The organism is Enterobacter sp. MGH120 (assembly GCF_001037725.1).
Classification (GTDB): Bacteria; Pseudomonadota; Gammaproteobacteria; order Enterobacterales; family Enterobacteriaceae; genus Enterobacter; species Enterobacter hormaechei_C.
In genome coordinates, this window is record NZ_KQ089940.1 from 669,683 (window position 1) to 688,254 (window position 18,572).

16 protein-coding genes are annotated in these 18,572 nt (G+C 55.7%); 6 read left to right on the forward strand and 10 right to left on the reverse strand.

The features are described 5' to 3' along the window. Positions 1–172 precede the first annotated feature (172 nt). Positions 173–1,663 carry a M16 family metallopeptidase gene (locus SK54_RS03050; protein ID WP_023295577.1) on the forward strand — a complete coding sequence of 497 codons (1,491 nt, stop codon included), beginning with the start codon at positions 173–175 and terminating at the stop codon, positions 1,661–1,663. Between the two features lie 62 nt (positions 1,664–1,725). Here SK54_RS03050 and SK54_RS03055 read toward each other — a convergent pair whose 3' ends face one another. Continuing rightward, complete coding sequence (locus SK54_RS03055) at positions 1,726–2,655, reverse strand: 2-dehydro-3-deoxygluconokinase (protein WP_017384186.1); 930 nt, start codon at positions 2,653–2,655, stop codon at positions 1,726–1,728. A 230-nt stretch (positions 2,656–2,885) separates the two neighbouring features. Here SK54_RS03055 and pdeH point away from each other — a divergent pair, with 230 nt between their 5' ends. Beyond that, positions 2,886–3,659, forward strand: a complete 774-nt coding sequence (gene pdeH, locus SK54_RS03060) for a cyclic-guanylate-specific phosphodiesterase (protein WP_017693811.1) — start codon at positions 2,886–2,888, stop codon at positions 3,657–3,659. 65 nt (positions 3,660–3,724) lie between these two features. Further along, entirely contained in the window at positions 3,725–5,767 is a 2,043-nt protein-coding gene (locus SK54_RS03065; protein WP_015571520.1) for an AsmA family protein, read from the forward strand. Positions 5,768–5,844: 77 nt separating this feature from the next. Here the strand turns inward: SK54_RS03065 and SK54_RS03070 are convergent, their stop codons facing one another. The 3 genes from SK54_RS03070 to SK54_RS03080 all read right to left on the reverse strand — a co-directional run bounded on the left by SK54_RS03070 (position 5,845) and on the right by SK54_RS03080 (position 9,403). Further along, complete coding sequence (locus SK54_RS03070; protein WP_015571519.1) at positions 5,845–7,167, reverse strand: MFS transporter; 1,323 nt, start codon at positions 7,165–7,167, stop codon at positions 5,845–5,847. A gap of 260 nt (positions 7,168–7,427) precedes the next feature. Next, complete coding sequence (yhjD, locus tag SK54_RS03075) at positions 7,428–8,453, reverse strand: inner membrane protein YhjD (RefSeq protein ID WP_023295574.1); 1,026 nt, start codon at positions 8,451–8,453, stop codon at positions 7,428–7,430. Between the two features lie 50 nt (positions 8,454–8,503). Further along, entirely contained in the window at positions 8,504–9,403 is a 900-nt protein-coding gene (locus SK54_RS03080) for a LysR family transcriptional regulator (RefSeq protein ID WP_017384184.1), read from the reverse strand. Between the two features lie 119 nt (positions 9,404–9,522). On the opposite strand from SK54_RS03080, the gene SK54_RS03085 reads away from it, so the two are divergent. Next, the gene (locus tag SK54_RS03085; protein ID WP_032104619.1) at positions 9,523–10,281 is read left to right on the forward strand and encodes an SDR family NAD(P)-dependent oxidoreductase; all 759 of its coding nucleotides are present in this window, start codon (positions 9,523–9,525) and stop codon (positions 10,279–10,281) included. A 174-nt stretch (positions 10,282–10,455) separates the two neighbouring features. Beyond that, positions 10,456–11,058, forward strand: a complete 603-nt coding sequence (locus SK54_RS03090) for a response regulator transcription factor (protein ID WP_032104620.1) — start codon at positions 10,456–10,458, stop codon at positions 11,056–11,058. On the opposite strand, the gene SK54_RS03095 is transcribed toward SK54_RS03090, so the two are convergent. Next, positions 11,037–11,375 carry a lysozyme gene (locus SK54_RS03095; protein ID WP_015571514.1) on the reverse strand — a complete coding sequence of 113 codons (339 nt, stop codon included), beginning with the start codon at positions 11,373–11,375 and terminating at the stop codon, positions 11,037–11,039. The genes SK54_RS03090 and SK54_RS03095 overlap by 22 nt on opposite strands. A 71-nt stretch (positions 11,376–11,446) precedes the next feature. Continuing rightward, positions 11,447–11,986, reverse strand: a complete 540-nt coding sequence (locus tag SK54_RS03100) for a GNAT family N-acetyltransferase (RefSeq protein WP_017384181.1) — start codon at positions 11,984–11,986, stop codon at positions 11,447–11,449. A gap of 146 nt (positions 11,987–12,132) precedes the next feature. Here SK54_RS03100 and SK54_RS03105 point away from each other — a divergent pair, with 146 nt between their 5' ends. Beyond that, positions 12,133–13,719: an STY4199 family HEPN domain-containing protein gene (locus SK54_RS03105; protein ID WP_048246722.1), complete on the forward strand. Its 1,587-nt coding sequence runs from the start codon at positions 12,133–12,135 to the stop codon at positions 13,717–13,719. A 57-nt stretch (positions 13,720–13,776) separates the two neighbouring features. Here SK54_RS03105 and SK54_RS03110 read toward each other — a convergent pair whose 3' ends face one another. The 4 genes from SK54_RS03110 to SK54_RS03125 all read right to left on the reverse strand — a co-directional run bounded on the left by SK54_RS03110 (position 13,777) and on the right by SK54_RS03125 (position 18,392). Continuing rightward, on the reverse strand, positions 13,777–15,426 hold the full coding sequence (locus SK54_RS03110) for an alpha,alpha-trehalase (protein WP_015571511.1): 1,650 nt from the start codon (positions 15,424–15,426) through the stop codon (positions 13,777–13,779). A 241-nt stretch (positions 15,427–15,667) separates the two neighbouring features. After that, the gene (locus SK54_RS03115; protein ID WP_015571509.1) at positions 15,668–15,955 is read right to left on the reverse strand and encodes a hypothetical protein; all 288 of its coding nucleotides are present in this window, start codon (positions 15,953–15,955) and stop codon (positions 15,668–15,670) included. 171 nt (positions 15,956–16,126) lie between these two features. Continuing rightward, the gene (gene gorA, locus SK54_RS03120) at positions 16,127–17,479 is read right to left on the reverse strand and encodes a glutathione-disulfide reductase (RefSeq protein WP_017384179.1); all 1,353 of its coding nucleotides are present in this window, start codon (positions 17,477–17,479) and stop codon (positions 16,127–16,129) included. A 70-nt stretch (positions 17,480–17,549) separates the two neighbouring features. Beyond that, positions 17,550–18,392 carry a 23S rRNA (adenine(2030)-N(6))-methyltransferase RlmJ gene (locus tag SK54_RS03125; RefSeq protein ID WP_006808562.1) on the reverse strand — a complete coding sequence of 281 codons (843 nt, stop codon included), beginning with the start codon at positions 18,390–18,392 and terminating at the stop codon, positions 17,550–17,552. Between the last annotated feature and the right edge of the window lie 180 nt (positions 18,393–18,572).

The window sequence follows — 18,572 nt, forward strand, 5'->3', positions numbered from 1 at the left end:
AATAACCGTTCATACCTGTCATAATTCGACAAGATTTTTTTTGGGTATATTTCACTTCCGCCCGTGACGTTTAGCCGAACACGCTGTCTAATCGGAAGGTTTTCATCGTCATCTTTGAGTGCTCACGTCGCGAGACACTCTCTTTAACCAGGAATGTTGATCAGGGGTTCACATGCAGGGCACAAAAATTCGACTCTTAACCGGCGGTTTGCTGATGATGGCAGCAGCCAGTTATGTGCAGGCAGATGCGCTCCAGCCAGACCCGGCCTGGCAACAGGGAACACTGGCGAATGGTTTCCAGTGGCAGGTATTATCCACTCCGCAACGTCCGAGCGATCGCATTGAAATCCGTCTTTCTGTGAATACCGGCTCCCTCACTGAAAGCACCCAGCAGACCGGCTTAAGCCACTTTATTCCTCGACTGGCGCTCACCCAGAGCGGCAGTTTGCAGGCGGTTCAGGTGCGTTCTTTATGGCAACAGGCCATCGATCCGAAACGCCCGCTGCCCCCGGCTGTGGTCTCCTATGACTACACCATGTTTAACCTGAGCCTGCCCAACAACCGTAACGATCTGCTTAAAGAAGCGCTGACCTACCTTTCCGATGCCACCGGCAAACTGGCGATTACGCCTGAGACCGTTAACTATGCGTTGAGCAACAGCGACATGGTGGCGACCTGGCCGACGGATACCAAAGAAGGCTGGTGGCGCTACCGCCTGAAAGGGTCAACGCTGCTTGGCCACGACCCGGCAGAGCCGCTGAAACAGCCGGTTGATGCCGCGCAGGTGAAATCTTTCTACCAGCAGTGGTACACCCCGGATGCCATGACCCTGATTGTGGTGGGCAACGTGGACAGCCGTGCGGTGATAGAACAGATCAACAAAGCATTTGGCGATCTGAAAGGGAAGCGTGAAACGCCCGCCCCTGTTCCTACCTTGTCCCCGCTGCGTCCTGAGACGGTCAGCATCATGACGGATACCGTGCGTCAGGATCGTCTTTCAATGATGTGGGATACGGCCTGGCAGCCGATCCGCGAGTCTTCTGCGCTGTTGCGTTACTGGCGTGCGGATCTCGCGCGTGAAGCGCTGTTCTGGCACGTTCAGCAGACGCTCAGCAAGAACAACGTGAAAGATATTGGCCTGGGCTTTGACTGCCGAGTGCTGTTCCAGCGCGCCCAGTGCGCCATTAACGTGGAATCGCCGGGCGATAAGCTGAATGCCAATCTCGGCGTGGTGGCGAAAGAGCTGGCTAAAGTGCGGAAAGAGGGCCTGTCTGAAGAGGAGTTTAACGCGCTGGTGGCGCAGAAATCCCTCGAATTGCAGAAACTGTTCGCCACCTATGCCCGCGCCGATACCGATATCTTAATCAGCCAGCGCATTCGCTCCTTGCAGAATCAGGTGGTGGATATCGCGCCGGAGCAGTATCAGAAACTGCGTCAGGACTTCCTGAACGGTCTGACCGTGGAGATGCTGAATCAGGATCTGCGTCAGCAGCTGTCGCAGGATATGGCGTTGATTCTGTTGCAGCCGAAAGGTGAGCCGGAATATGACATGAAAGAGTTGAAGGCCACCTGGAGCGCCATCATGGCGACGCCGCCGCAGCCAGCGCAAACGGCAGCCGATGATTTACACCAGGATGCGAGCGATATTCCGCAGGGCCAGTAAGCTCTGCGTTCCCTCAGCCCTGAGGGAGAGGGTTAGGGTGCGGGCATCAGCCCGCACAGTCCTTAAGCAGGCATCGCCTCGCGCGGAATAATCGCTCCGCGATACTGAATCACCGTGCTGGCCGTCAAGTGACCGCGCTGCGCCGCCGCTTCCGGCGTTCCCCCCGTCAGACGTACCGCCAGATACCCCGCGCTGAAAGAATCTCCCGCCGCCGTGGTATCGATTACTTTCTCTTTCGCCAGCTTCACCGCCGGCACCTCTGTCACGGCTTCACCTGCAACCGCCACCAGGCAAGACTCCGCCCCGCGCTTGATCACCACTTCGCTGACCCCGGCAGCCTGCGTCCGGGCAATGACCTCATCAACCGGTTTTTCGCCCCACAGAGCATCTTCATCATCCAGCGTCAGGAAGGCGATATCGGTGCATTCGAGCATCTGCTGGTAGACCTGCTGCGTCTCTTCACGGCTGGCCCACAAACGCGGACGGTAGTTGTTATCGAAAATCACCTTACCGCCATTGGCACGGCATTCGCGCAGCAGTGACAGCAGTTTTTCACGGCTCTCCTGGCTCAGGATCGCCAGGCTGATCCCGCTCAGGTAGAGATAATCGAAGGTGGCCAGTTCTTCGCAAATGGCAGCGGCGGCCTCGCTTTCCAGCCAGAATTTGGCGGCCGCTTCATTACGCCAGTAATAGAAGGTGCGCTCGCCGGTGCTGTCGGTTTCGATGTAGTACAAACCCGGCAGGCGGTTTTCCATTCGCTGGATCAGCGAGGTCCCAACGTTTTCACCCTGCCAGGCTTCCAGCATCTGCTGGCTGAAGCTGTCCGTTCCCAGCGCGGTAACGTAGCTCACGCTCAGCGCGTCGGGGGCGACCTGACGGGCAATGTAAACGGAGGTGTTCAATGTATCGCCACCAAAACCGCGGCTGACTTCCGCGCCTTTCTGGGACAGCTCAATCATGCATTCGCCAATCACGGCAATTTTTTTAGACATAGTCGTGAACCTGAACAAAGTAATTAAGGGTAGTGTGCGCTGTGTGTTTTTTATGGTCAACTATATTAAAACGACGTTCCATTATTTTTTTTGAGCCAGCGCGTATTCCGGCATATTTCTGTCATCTTAATTTCATTTTCCCGGTGAATTGAACATAAAGTTCTCACCTGGCGGGCCGATAACTCAGTGACGAGTCCAGAAAGGCTATCCCATACAACAGGACATCCGAAATGAAGTCAGAGCAGGTTATCCAGCGGCTGAGCACTACGCCTGAGGCAAGTATTGAGAACTTGCAGGAGCATCGCTACTGGCTGCAATGTGAGCGAGCGTACACCTATCAGCCCATCTACCGTACCGACGGTCGGTTAATGGCGATTGAGGTGTTAACGGTCGTCACTCATCCATCGAATCCTTCACAGCGTATTGCACCGGACCGCTATTTTGCGGAGGTTGCCGTGCGTCAGCGTATCGACGTGCTGGAAGAGCAGCTGAGAATGCTGGCGACGAAGCAGGCGTTCTTCGAGCAGCACGGTATTCTGGCGTCGGTGAACGTGGATGGCCCAACCCTGATGGCGTTACGTCAGAACGCGACATTGCAGGCGCTGATTGCCACCTTGCCGTGGATGCGCTTCGAGCTGGTGGAACATGTTCAGCTGCCGCAGGACTCCTCGTTTGCCTCGATGTGTGAGTTTGGCCCGCTGTGGCTGGATGATTTCGGTACCGGTATGGCCAACTTCTCCGCCCTGAGCGAAGTGCGTTATGACTACATCAAAGTGGCCCGCGATCTGTTTATCATGCTGCGCCAGACGCCGGAGGGACGGAACCTGTTTACGATGCTCCTGCAACTGATGAACCGCTATTGCCAGGGCGTCATTGTGGAAGGCGTAGAGACGCTGGAGGAGTGGCGCGACGTGCAAAATTCCCCGGCAGCGGCGGCACAGGGTTATTTCCTCTCTCGTCCTGTCCCCATGGATACTCTGGAAAAGGTGATAACCATCCTCTGATCTGCCCGCTTCCCTTTGTCTGAACTATAGTTTTAGAGGCAAGTTCATCAGGAAAGGGGACAACAATGACAAAAACAACCAGGGTGATTTCCTGGACAGCAGGGATTTTCTTGTTGCTGATCGTGGTCTTAATCATCATTATCGCCACGTTTGACTGGAACCGGCTCAAACCGACCATCAACCAGAAAGTCTCAACCGAGCTAAACCGCCCCTTCGCAATACGTGGCGATTTGGGTGTCGTGTGGGAGCGCCAGAAAGAGGAAACCGGCTGGCGAAGCTGGGTGCCATGGCCGCACGTTCACGCCGACGACATCATTCTCGGCAACCCGCCGGACATCCCCGAAGTGACCATGATCCACCTGCCGCGCGTGGAAGCCACGCTGGCGCCGTTAGCCCTGTTAACCAAAACGGTGTATCTGCCGTGGATCAAACTTCAGCAGCCCGACGCGCGGCTAATTCGCCTGTCAGAGAAAAACAACAACTGGACGTTCGATCTCGCCAGCAGCGGCGATAAAGATCAGAATGCGCAGCCCTCTTCGTGGTCTTTCCGCCTCGACAATATTCTGTTCGATCGGGGGAGGATCGCCATTGACGATAAGGTGAGTAAGGCTGACGTGGAGATCCTCGTCGATCCGCTGGGTAAGCCTCTGCCGTTTAGCGAAGTGACGGGCAGTAAAGCCAAAGGCGATGACAGCAAAGCGGGCGATTACGTCTTCGGCCTGACGGCGAAAGGGCGCTACAACGGCCAGCCGCTGACCGGTAAAGGCAAAATCGGCGGCATGCTGGCGCTCAGGAGTGAGGGCACGCCGTTCCCGGTGCAGGCGGATTTCCGCTCGGGCAACACCCGCGTGGCGTTCGTGGGCACGGTTAACGACCCGATGAACATGGGCGGCGTCGACCTCCAGCTTAAGTTTGCCGGGGATTCGCTGGGTGAACTGTACGATTTGACCGGCGTACTGCTGCCGGATACCCCGCCGTTTGAAACGGACGGGCGCCTGGTTGCCAAAATCAACACCGAAAAATCGTCCGTCTTTGACTACCGGGGATTCAACGGCCGCATCGGCGACAGCGATATCCACGGCACGCTGACCTACACCACCGGTAAACCGCGCCCGAAACTGGAGGGGGACGTTGAATCCCGCCAGCTGCGTCTGGCCGATCTTGGTCCGCTGATTGGCGTAGATTCGGGCAAAGGCACGAAGTCTAAAGAGGTTAAAAAGGACGTTCAGCCTGCGGGTAAAGTGCTGCCCTATGACCGCTTCGAAACCGACAAATGGGACGTGATGGATGCGGATGTGCGCTTCAAAGGACGTAAAATTGAGCATGGCAGCACGCTGCCGCTGAGCAACCTCTCGACCCATATCATCCTGAAAAACGCCGACCTGCGCCTGCAACCGCTGAAGTTTGGCATGGCTGGGGGAACCATCTCATCGAATATCCACCTGGAGGGGGATAAAAAGCCGATGCAGGGAAGGGCGGAGATCCAGGCGCGTCGGCTGAAGCTGAAAGAGCTGATGCCGGACGTGGAGCTGATGCAGAAAACCCTCGGTGAGATGAACGGCGACGCGGATATTCGCGGCACGGGTAACTCGGTAGCGGCGCTGCTGGGTAGCGGAAACGGCAACCTGAAGCTGCTGATGAACGACGGGCTGGTGAGCCGTAACCTGATGGAGATCCTGGGGCTGAACGTCGGGAACTTTATCATCGGGCAAATCTTCGGTGACGACGAAGTACGCGTTAACTGCGCGGCGGCAAATCTGGATCTGGTCAACGGTGTGGCGCGTCCGCAGATCTTCGCTTTCGACACGGAAAACGCGGTTATCAACGTCACCGGTACCGCCAGCATGGCGTCCGAGCAGCTGGATTTAACCATCGATCCGGAAAGTAAAGGCATTCGTATCATCACCCTGCGCTCGCCGCTGTACGTTCGCGGGACCTTCAAAGATCCGCAGGCGGGCGTGAAGGCCGGGCCGTTGATTGCGCGTGGTGCGGTCGCCGCCGCGCTCGCTACGCTGGTCACCCCTGCGGCGGCGCTGCTGGCGTTGATTTCGCCGTCAGAAGGCGAAGCGAATCAGTGTCGGACGATTTTGTCGCAGATGAAGAAGTAATCCCGTTTCTCCCTCTCCCTTGCGGGAGAGGGCTAAATTGTAGGCCGGGTAAGGCGTAGCCGCCACCCGGCATTCACTTACAGCGCCTGATGCTTCGTCTCGTGCGTCAGCAGCAGCGCAATCAGCGTCAGCGCTGCCATTGCCGCCAGATAGACACCCACATAGAACAGGCCATAGTTCGCCTGAAGCCATGTGGCGATATACGGAGCCACCGAGGCGCCCAGAATCGACGAAACGTTATAGGAGAACGACGCGCCGGTGTAACGCACTTCAGTCGGGAACAGCTCCGGCAGCAGCGCGCCCATTGGGCCAAAAGTCAGCCCCATCAGGCTCAGGCCAATCAGCAGATACGCCATCACCAGCGCAGGGCTACCTGAACCCAGCAGCGGCGGGAAGACAAACAGCGCGAACAGAATAATCAGCGAGGTGATGACGATCATGCTTGAACGACGGCCAAATTTATCCGCCAGCAGGCCCGCGATGGGCACCATCACACCAAATCCGATGACCGCCATCATCAGCATCCACAGCACTTCGTTACGCGGCAGGCCCAGGCCGACCGGCGCGGCGGCGGTACTGAAGGTCATGGAGTAAACGGTCATGATGTAGAACAGCGTGTAGGTCGCCAGCATGATGAACGTGCCCAGCACGGTCACGCGGAGGTGTTTGGTCAGCAGCGTCCCCAGCGGAACTTTAACCTGCTTTTTCGCCGCGGCGACTTTAGCGAAGACCGGCGTCTCGTGCAGCGACACGCGAACGTACAGGCCAATCAGCACCAGCACGGCAGAGAAGACGAATGGAATACGCCAGCCCCAGTTCATGAACTGTTCGTCAGTCAGCAGCCAGGAGAGGAGCAGGAAGGTGCCGTTAGCAAAGAAGAACCCAATCGGTGCGCCCAGCTGCGGGAAAGAGCCATACAGGGCACGTTTGCGCGCCGGGGCGTTTTCGGTCGCCAGCAGTGCCGCGCCGCCCCATTCCCCGCCCAGCCCCAGACCCTGCCCAAAGCGCGCCAGCGCCAGCAGCACAGGCGCCAGAATGCCAATAGTTTCATAGGTCGGCAGCAGGCCGATGGCGACGGTGGAGATCCCCATCGTCAGCAGCGAGGCAACCAGCGTCACTTTACGGCCGACGCGATCGCCAAAATGCCCAAAGACAGCTGAACCAATCGGACGCGCAACGAAGGCGATAGCAAAGGTGGCTAAAGACTGTAGCGTGGCTGCCGTCGGGTCGCCCTGAGGGAAGAAAATATGCGGAAAGACAATGACCGCAGCGGTGGCGTAAATATAAAAGTCGAAGAACTCAATGGCGGTGCCAATCAGCGATGCGACGACGACTTTATTGCGCGAGTTGACCGGAACGTGTTCCGCCCCTTCGTTAAGTGTGGTGGCTGTTGCTTGCATAATATTTTCTTATTTTTGGACGAACGAAGGGCCATATTAGGCATAGCAAAAGCGACATTTCAATCTGTAACAAAGGCGTGGTGTGGTCATAAAAGCAACAAAAAGCGGATAATTTTCAGACCAGCGAAAACACTTCTATGAAATGCTTCACACTTTTTAAATATCAGTCATTAAAACTGGTTTTGCGTTAAATAAAAGTTACGGCCTGGATTTATATGCTGAAATGGCGAATCGGGCTGAAATATCAGCCCGACATGATATCAGCGGTGGGTTTTACCCGGCATGCGCGGGTCATCTTTATACTCTGCCGTGGCGATCCACGCGGCGCAGAACAGCGTCAGGCGAGCGAAGAAATAGAAGAAAGCCATCAGCCCCAGCACCGAACCAAAGGCCGCGCCGGAGGGAGACTTCACCAGTGACGGCAGCGTATAGGTCATCACAATCTTGATCACCTCAAAACCAATGGCGGCAATCAATGTCCCGCGCATCAGCGCCTTCTTGCGCGGACGATGGCGGGGCAAACGCCAGAAGATCCAGAAGAACAGAAGGTAGTTAGCAAAGATAGAAATGGCCAGCCCAATGCCGCGCCAGGCAGGTTTCAGCCATTCAATGTAATCCAGGTACAGCGCGGAGATAATCATCTGCTGCGCGGAACCGGCGACCGAGGTGATGGAGAGCGTAATGACCAGCGCCACCAGCAGCCCAATCAGCGAAATAAAGTCGCGCAGATACTTCACCCATATCTTCTCCTGATCCTGCGGTCTACGCTCCCAGACGTCACGCGACTGGGCGCGAATAGCCTCACGCAGGTTGCCCATCCAGTTCACCCCGGAATAGAGCGCAATCAGCAACCCGACGATACCCACGGTGGTACGCTGCTGCACGGCGGTATTGATGGTGCTTTTGAGCGTCGCGGCGAGCGTCTGGTCGCTGACGTTGGTCAGGATCTTATTGAAGATGTCCTGCAACAGCGTCGGGTGAGACGCCAGCACAAAACCGGCGGCGGCAAATGACACCATCAGGATGGGGATCATCGACAGGAACGAGAAATAGGTAATCGCCGCGCCAAACTGATTTCCCATGCGGTCGTTAAAGCGCTCGGCGGCGCGTATCAGGTGAGCAATCGCGGGTATCTGCTGAATTTTTTCGGCTATGCCGGTCACGGTGCCCAGCGCTTTGCTGGCCGTTCCAGGCTCTTTCGGCGCTTCAGGCTCGTTATCCATCTTTTTGATGGGTTCATAATCTAAATGTTGAGTCGGTCGTTGCGGGTTATTTTCCGGCGTCACGCGCATTTTCCTTTTCGTTGAGCTGGATGTTACTGAATTATAGCTTGTGACTAGTCGACGTAACCTTTTGTGAGTTCGGTAAGCCACTCCATAAACACATGCACCCGGCGGGAGAGGTTACGGCGGTGGGGATAAATGAGGGAGACGGGCATCGGTTCAGCCCGGTATTGCGGCAGGATCTCAACGAGTTTTTTCGTGCGCAGGGCATCACGCACCCCGACGCGCGGAACCTGAATAATGCCAAGCCCGGCGATACAGGCGGCCTGGTAGGTTTCCGTGCTGTTAACCGTCAATACGCCTCCCGTTTTTACCCACTGGGTCGCGCTGCCGTTGTAATACTCAAAACCCTGCGGACGCGTGCCCAGCGTGGCGGAGTAGTGGATGAGGGCATGCGAAGCCAAATCGTCCAGCGTCTCAGGGTAGCCGAATCGCGTCAGATAATCCGGGCTGGCGCAGTTAATCACCGAGAGTTTCCCAAGCGGGCGGGCGATAAGCCCGGAGTCCTTTAAGTTTCCCACGCGAACCACACAGTCAAATCCTTCGCGGATGACATCGACCAGACGATCGCTGCTACTCAGCTCCAGCTCAATGCCGGGAAACTGTTGTAAAAATGCAGGCAGTTTCGGAATGACTACATTTCGCGCAATGGCAACGGGCATATCCACACGTAGCCGACCGCTGATGGTTGAAGGGTCGTGCAGGAACATGCCGTCCAGTTCGTCCAGATTCATCAGCAGATCTTTAGCGCGCTCGTAATAAACCATGCCGTCCTGCGTCAGGCTGACGCGGCGGGTAGTGCGGTGCAGCAGCTGCGTGCCCAGTGCGTTTTCCAGTGCCTGGATCTGTCGCGATACGCTCCCCTTCGGCAGGCTTAACGTCTCCGCCGCGCGGGAAAAACTTTCCAGTTCCGCGACCCGAAGGAAAAGCTGCATTGCGTGTATTTTATCCATAGATGTTGGTCATTGTTGTTATGAATGAAACAGTGAAGCGCTGACGGCACTATTTATTGATTTTCTACCATCTAATAAGCTCTTTCTCAATCTTCATCACAGCCGAAACGAGGTGAATTATGAGTGAACGTATTGCTTTAGTGACGGGCGGTAGCCGCGGCCTGGGGAAAAATGCCGTTTTGAAGCTGGCCGCGGAAGGGACAGGGATCATCCTGACCTGGAACAACAGCCAGCAGGAGGCGCAGGAAGTTGTGCGCGAAATCGAGGGAACAGGTGGAAAAGCGGCAGCATTGCAGCTTAACGTCGGCGATACGGTAAGCTTTTCGCGCTTTGCTCAGCAGGTGAAGGATACCCTCAAACACGTCTGGCAACGTGACACCTTTGACTATTTAGTGAACAACGCAGGTACAGGGTTATACGCACCCTATACCGAGACGACCGAGGCGCAGTTTGATGATGCGCTGAACATTCACTTCAAAGGGCCGTTTTTCCTCACGCAACAGCTGCTGCCGCTCATAAAAGACGGAGGGCGGATCCTGAACGTCTCCAGCGGACTGGCCCGTTTTACTCAGCCCGGTTCAGGCACCTACGCGGCAATGAAAGGGGCGATGGAAGTGCTGACCCGCTATCAGGCAAAAGAGCTTGGTGCGCGCGGAATTTCCGTCAATATCATCGCGCCCGGCGCGATTGAAACCGACTTTGGGGGCGGACGCGTGCGGGATAATGCGGAGCTTAACCAGCTGCTGGCCTCGCAGACAGCGCTGGGACGCGTGGGCCTGCCCGATGATATTGGTGACGCCATTGCGGCGTTGCTCAGTGACAAACTGGGCTGGATGAATGCGCAACGTATTGAAGTTTCAGGCGGTATGTTCCTGTAATGTTCAGTCTTAAGGGGGAGGGAACCCTCTTAAGGAAATCCTTAAAACAAGTATGTCTAAATGCTGGAAGATATAAAGAGAGCTGGGTGATTTGTAACCTCTCCATTCATTGAGTTTTTTCTTAAAAAATGCCTCTGTAGAATCCCCCTTCGCTATTCTCAGAGGAGTAAAACGATGCGAGTAATCATGTTTGACAGGCAGTCATTATTTATTCATGGAGCGATGTACAGTTTGCAGAAGTTAATTCCGAAAATAGAGATGACAGGGGCTCGTCAGACTGATGAATTATGGGCGCAATTATCCGCGTCACCCTCCGCTATCGTCATGATAGATGGGTATTTAATTCGTGATAATGGTGTGGCTTTACTGGAAGAGATTATGGATCGTTTTCCAGCGTCGCGCGTGGTGTTGGTGTTAACGAAAAAAGAGCGACGTTGGGTTGAGCAAATGTTTCAGCGCAACGTGGTGGCGATAGTTCCCCGCAATGCGAATCCCGAACGCTTTTCCGCAGTGCTGGATTCCGTATCGCGTGGAATGGTCTGTTTTCCCGGCGAGTGGCTGAAGCAGCACTCCTCTCAGGATGAACTGGCAGTGTTAAGCGAGCGCCAGCGTGAGGTATTGAAGTTACTGGCGGCCGGAGAGTCCAATAAAGAGATTGGTCGTAATCTCAATATCAGTGCGGCAACGGTAAAAGCCCATCTTGAGACGCTTTTCCGGCGTCTTGATGTCAAAAACCGGACGCAGGCCGCGATGTACTACACCCGGGCGACGGCCTGAAGTATCTTCTCAGGCAGAGGGGACTCTTCCCCAAAACTGAAGAGGGTTAATATCAGGGCGTCATGCTGCTGTTGGGTTAATGGGCGTTTGTTCATTTCCCGCAGCAGCGCCTCACATAATTGAATATCATTAAAAAGCAAATTCTCCGCCTCAATCGGCGTGATGAGACTGTTAAATTTTTCCCACTGGCGAATCACGTGACCATAACCAATAACCCATATACCCTTTTCGTCACGGTATTTCTCCAGGGAAAGACCCTGTTGTTTTTTAATTAATGCGATTGCAGCAGAAGATATCTGCATTGCATAACCCGTCATAAGCGTTTCCTCTTAGTGGCACGACTATAGAGGAAACGCCGCCGGGGAAATATCCGCCAAATGGCTGTTAATCAGGTTAAACTGAACGGGAATTCCTTTTTCAGTAAACCGAATAGCCAGTCGTTATGCCATTGCCCTGAAAGGAAATAACTCTCACGCAACTCACCTTCCAGTTGAAAACCTGTTTTTTCCAGCAGTCGCCTTGAGGCGATATTTCCCGCCGTCACGGTGGCGGTGAGCCGACGGATATTACCCTGAGTCAGCGCGAAATCACACACAGCCCGCAGAGATTCAAAGCCGTAACCTTTCCCCTGCGCAGAGGGCGCAAAGAGAAAACCGACTTCAGCACAATCTGCTTCCCGGTGCACATAGCCGGTTACGCCCAGCGGCGTCTGGCTGGCCGTTTCACGCACCACAAGGCAGAGCCAGTGCGAGCTGCCCGGCGTCCACGGCAACAGACGAGACTCAAAGGCTTCCCGAATGTCCGCCTCGCTACGCGCAGGGGCGACAAAACGCATCACCTCAGGATTTTGCTGTAGCGACAGAAAAAAGGGCCAGTCTTGCTCTTGCAGCGGCGAGCAGGTGAGACGCGCGGTGGTTAAGGCGGGCATGACGATCCTCCGGAGGCATTGCAAATGATTATAAGGTTGTCACTTTATTTCAACAGAAAGTCAGGTATGTTTAACCTCATATAAATAAAAAGAAAAACGACTTTTAATGCCGCTTTAGCGGTACTCATTGTCTCTCAAGGAAAACAATGATGATTAGCTCATCGCATCATACCCGCGAACAGTTTGAACACTGTCTGGCAGCGATCCGTCAGGCGTCTGTTGAAATTTTACTTCTGTTGAATGTACATGTTTCTGAAGGAAAAGATCCACGCTGGTTTCTGGAGCAACTGGATAGCGCCCGCCTGGGGCTGGGCGGGTGGGGCGCCGTAGCCAGGAAGCTGAATCTGAATGATGCGGAAATGACGGCCTTTACGCTGCAATTACGCTTGCTTCAGCAGCGTGTTCCCCAGTATGAAAGCGGGCAGGATGTCAGCGAAAATCAACTGATTGCGGCGATGCGCTTCGTCACCTCCCTTGAATATCTGCGTCTGCAACAGCCCCTCCTGACCTACGATACCGGGAGGGTGCCAGAGAAGGAGAGCCAGCTTCAGGCGCAGAAACAGGTGCGTGCCATTGAGCTGATGATTAAAGGGCTGATACAGCAGGCGTGGCCCGTTCCGGTACGGCTGAATAATCATCTTAAGACCTTGTTTAACGCTGAACGCGTGCGTCGCTGGCTGAAAAACGGTGAGATTAATGATGTTCTGAGCGGCATGTTGTTCAGCGAACTGGCCCAGCTGCTGGTGGATAAAAAAGAATTTAGCCGCTACTACGCGCCGCTGTTTAACGCTCCGGACATGCTGACGCTGCTGGTAGAGCCCCGCAAAACCCTGCAAACCTTCCTCGAAGATATTCGACAAATCCGCAACAGCATCACCGTGCAGCAGCCGTTAAGCGGGGCGCAAATCCAGCTGCTCGACTGCTATTACACGCAGATCACCCGCTCCGTTCAGCGCGCGTTTGAGGAAGGGCGGACACGCGTTAACCCGGCGGCGCTGATGGCGGTGGACGAAAGCGAGCTGCACGCGTTCTGGGAAAAGGCGCAAAAAATGGACCGCACCACAGGCGGCGATCTTTTTGAAGTGCGCGACAGTATAGAAAAACCGACTCAGCGCGCCGCGCGTACGCCAGAGCAGCGCGAACAGCTGATTTCCGGCGTGCTGTGGGGAGCGGTTGGCGTGATGGTTATCGCGATTGTCGTGGGGGGATTCTGGCTGGTGACCAGCAGTAAACCGCAGCCGGCTGTGGCCAGTACGGCATCTCCCGCGCAGGTGCAGGAGATGCGCGAAACGCCTTCCTCACGCGAGACGTTAACCCGCATGGGTGTTACCTGGGATGAGAATAATTTCCGCTCGGCCATCAATCGCAATGACACCCGCGTGGCGCTCCTGTTTTTGCAGGGCGGGATGGACTGGAAAATGTCATGGACGGAGGAGGCGTTGTCGGCAGGCTACGACGATGTACTGGAAGTAATGTTGCGCTACCGCCTGCAAATGACAGAGCAAAAGCCCTGCCGACGCTTTATTAATACGCTTAGCCATGCGATGGCGAACGGCGAATCGCTGACGCCTATGCGTAAGCAGTACCTGAAAGCATTCTGTACCGTCCCCGCGGTGGTGAAACGCCAGCAGCACGACGCCGATATGGCAACGCGCCGCGCGAAGACGCAGCCCGATGCCAGCACAAAAAAATGGCAGTCCATCCAGACTGCCATTTATGAGGTGATCCGCTGATTATTTTTCCCCCTCACCCTGCCACTCAGGGGAGAGGGGCAGGGTGAGGGGTGAGGCTCAGGGCTCCCCATACAGCCCAATCAACCGCCGCACCACGCCATTCGTCCAGCCGAAGCCATCCTGCAACGGATACTCACCCCCGCCACCTTCGCGTGGCGTGCTGCTGGCGATGTGGTACTTCTCAATCAGCTTATGATGGGTTTTGTAGTAATGGTTCACCGTGTGCAGCCAGCTCCAGGCGATCTCATCTCCCAGCGAGTCGTTGCCGTACTGCTTAAACCCCTGGATCGCCATCCACTGGAGCGGCGCCCAGCCGTTCGGCTTATCCCACTGCTCCCCGGTTTCATATTCGGTGGCGAGAATACCGCCCGGCGTGAGCAGACGGGCTTTAACGGCATCGGACAGCCGTTCAGCCTGCTCATGCGTCGCCATGCCCACATACAGCGGCACAATGCTGGCCGCAGAGAACAGCGCCAGGGCTTCACGCCGCCAGTCGTAATCACGATAACAGCCGTTCTCTTCGTCCCACAGATAGCGGTTCACCGCCGCGCGCCGGTCGCTGGCTTTCTGGCGGAACAGATCAGCCGTCTCTTTATCCCCTTTCGACGCGGAGATATTGGCGATAGCGCTCTCCAGTTTGAACAGGAATGCGTTCAAATCAATGGGGATAAATTGTGTCGTGCGGATGCTGGCCAGCCGCGCAGGATCGCGCAGCCAGCGGGATGAGTAATCCCATCCTGAGGCTGCCCCGGCGCGCAGGTCGCGATACACCTCGTTCGGCGGACGACCGGAATGACGGGCGGTTTCCACGTCCTCAATCCACGATTCATCTCGCGGCGTGTCGCGATCGTCCCAGTAGCGGTTGAGCAATGAGCCATCCGGCATGCGAACCGCACTGCGATAGGCCTGATTGAGCAGCAGCGATTCCGCCCCGTCCATCCAGAAGGCGTACTCCATCTTAAGATGCTCAAGATAGCGCTTCGCCCCGCGCACGCCGTCCTCTTCAAACAGCTCCACCATCAGGGCAAAAACGGGCGGCTGGGAGCGGCTGAGATAGTAGGTACGGTTGCCGTTCGGGATATGGCCGTAGCGCTCTATCAGCCAGGCGAAGTTATCGGCCATACATTTCAGCAGATCGTTACGACCGCTTTCAGCAAGCCCCAGCATGGAGAAGTAAGAGTCCCAGTAGTAGGTCTCACTGAATCGCCCACCGGGCACAATATAGGCCTGCGGCAGCGCCAGCAGCGACGACCACGGGATGTGATCCTGCGGCTCACGCGTCAGCACCGGCCACAGATTATCAATATGTTCTTTCAGGGACAGGCCGGGGTCAGAGACGTACTCTTTGCTGTAGTCCTCCGGCAGCCAGAAGTGATTCTCCACAAAGCGCGCCAGGTCAAAATCACGGTGACGACGCACCTTGCGATAGCGGATCAAAATATCCAGCGGATCCATCTTCGGCGCGCAGTCGGGAAAGGTTTTGCTGTCCGCAAACAGCCGCGACGACTGGACGTGTTCAAACAGTTCAAGGTAGCGGTCTGCGGGCGTAAGGGCATCGGACGCCGGCAGCCCTTCAATCATTTCCGGTTCCGGCTCTGCCTCGATCATCTCATCCAGTTTTAACTCACAGGGATCGGTTTCGTAGCGCAGCTCTTCTGCAATCTCGAACTCGATATCCTCGGCAGTCTGTAGTTTCTGGTTGAACATGGTGTTCAGGACCTCCGGTTTTTGTCGTAACCAATACGGGTTTTTCCCGGCTATCTTTAAAGCGTAGACATTCGCTTCGGTTAATGCGGTGCGAAGTGTGCGGTAGATCACGCTTTCAAAATGGATTTAAACACGCTGAAAATCAGATATCCCTTTGATTATGAAATTATTAAATCAGAATCTTTGGAAACAGAGCAGGAATAAAATTCAGAGCATTCGGTATTCTGCATATAAGCACGGATTAATGTGCCTGACGCGCATCGCCCTGAAGGCTGTTGGCGGTTTGATTGGCTTTCTGGCTGGCGCCTTCGCTTTTATCCATCGCTTTGCTGGCCGCTTTTTCCGCATGGGCGGCGCTGTACGCAGCCAGATGGGAAATCACGATGGCGTAAATGCTCATTAACGACACCCACAGAATGCTGTTTTTCCACCACAGCAGGGTAGGAATAGTCAGTATCGCCCATACCAGCGCGAGTACAAGGTGCATTTTGGCCATCAGTTTTGCGGTGATCTTTACGTGCATTTTCATATCTCTAATCTTTTTCCGTAGTAACAGGCGAACGCGTAGCGCTTTCTAAGATTAGTTAATTCCACCGCGGGTACCGGGTTATTTTGTTACCGTTTGTACAGCCGTTGGGTTTACCTGCCCAGGGCATAAAAAAACCGGCCAGCTGGCCGGTTTTGTTGCGGATCAGACGGATCAGCGCATAGTCACAAACTCTTCCGCCGCAGTCGGGTGGATCGCCACGGTGTTATCGAAGTCTTTCTTCGTTGCGCCCATCTTCAGTGCCACCGCGAAGCCTTGCAGGATCTCGTCCATGCCGAAACCAATGCCGTGGATGCCGACGATCTTCTCCTCCGGGCCCACGCAGACCAGCTTCATGCGGCATGGCTGACGGTGCGAGGTGACCGCGGTATACATCGCGGTAAACGCCGATTTATACACTTTCACCTGGTCATCGCCGTACTGCTCACGCGCCTGCGGCTCGGTTAAGCCGACGGTACCGATTGGCGGGTGGCTGAAGACCACGGTCGGGATGTTGCTGTAGTCCAGATGTTCGTCCGGCTTGTTATTAAACAGACGCTCGGAAAGACGACGCCCCGCCGCCACGGCAACCGGCGTCAGCTCTACGGCGCCGGTGTTATCACCGACGGCATAAATGCCCGGTACGCTGGTGTTCTGGAATTTATCAACGACAATGTAGCCTTTTTCATTGGTTTTCACCCCGGTTGCGGCCAGATTGAAGTTGTCGGTGGCCGGTTCACGACCAATCGCCCAGATCAGGCAATCAACGGTCTGGCTGCGACCATCTTCCAGCTCCAGAGTCAGGCTACCGTCCGCATTTTTCACCACCGCTTTTGGCACGGCGTTGGTGTGCAGGGTTGGGCCTTCGGCGTTCATCACCTCGACCAGCGTGTCGACGATCAGCGGGTCAAAGCTGCGCAGCGGCGCGTGTTTACGCACGAACAGGTGCGCTTCCGCTCCCAGGCCGTTAATCACGCCGGCCAGCTCAACCGCGATGTAACCTGCGCCCACAATGGCCACGCGTTCTGGCAGAGCAGGCAGCTCGAAGAAACCGTCGGAGTCGATACCGTATTCCGCGCCCGGAATGTTCGGGTGGCTCGGACGGCCGCCGGTGGCGATCAGGATGTGATCGGCGGTGATCGTCTCGCCATTCACTTCGATCGTCTTCGCATCCACGAAACGGGCGAAGCCGCGGATCACGTCGACGTTATTCTTGCCCAGTACGTTATCGTACGAGGTGTGAATACGGTCGATGTAGGCGGTACGGCTGGCGATCAGTTTATCCCAGTCGAAGTGGTTGATGGTGGTGTCAAAGCCGTAGTCCGGGCCATACATATGGATAGCTTCACGGATTTGCGCGGCATGCCACATCACTTTCTTCGGTACACAACCCACGTTCACGCAGGTGCCGCCGAGTTCTTTGGCTTCAATCAGCGCACACTTCTGGCCGTACATGGCTGCACGGTTGATGGAGGCGATGCCGCCGCTGCCGCCGCCGATTGCGATGTAGTCATAATGCTTAGTCATAGCGTTGTCCTTAATCGTGAATTGCCGCGATTGTATACCTGAAATCAATAGTTTCCACCGATGGCTGCGATTACTCCGGTACGATCCAGCTCACGGTGGCGTGACCCGTACCGGCTGGCACCAGCGTTTTGTGCAGCCACGGCAGCACGTTGTTCATCTGTGCTTCGAGCTTCCACGGCGGGTTAATGACGATCATGCCGGACGCGGTCATGCCGCGCTGGTCGCTGTCAGGGCGCACCGCCAGCTCAATTTGCAGGATTTTACGAATGCCGGTCGCTTCGAGGTCTTTGATCATGCGTTTAATTTGCGCGCGCAGCACTACCGGATACCACAGGGCATAGGTGCCGGTCGCAAAGCGTTTGTAACCTTCGTTAATGCCGGTCACCACCGCCTGATAGTCGGTTTTGATTTCGTACGGCGGGTCGATCAGCACCAGGCCGCGACGGGAAACCGGCGGCAGTTTGGCTTTCAGCTGCTGGTAGCCATCGGCTTTGTCCACGCGGGCGCGGTTATCTTTCTGAAACTCAGAACGCAGCAGCGGGAAGTCGCTCGGGTGCAGCTCTGTCAGCTGAAGGCTGTCCTGCTCGCGCAGCAGCTGGCGGGCAATCAGCGGTGAACCCGGGTAGTAACGCAGCTGGCCGTTGCGGTTGAAGTGATTCACCACGCCAATGTACGGCTCCAGCTCGGCAGGCAGATCGTCCTGCTGCCAGATACGCGCAATCCCTTCCAGATATTCACCGGTACGCTCGGCATGCTCGCCGCTCAGCTGATAACGGCCCGCGCCCGCGTGGGTGTCCAGATAAAGGAACGGTTTATCCTTTTCTTTAAGCGATTCGATGATCAGGCTCTGAACGGTGTGTTTGAGGACGTCGGCGTGGTTGCCTGCGTGGAAGCTGTGGCGATAACTGAGCATGGGTAATGATATTCCGCTGAATTGACGATTTGCCACAGTTTACAGCAGAACGGCACAGATTACCCGCAGGCCCGGTAAGCGCAGCGCCACCGGGCGTTTTTCGACAACCTTCGGCATTGAAATCCTCTACACTTAACCCCATTACTGAACAATATGCACAGCGCCGGATGCGCGCTTCAT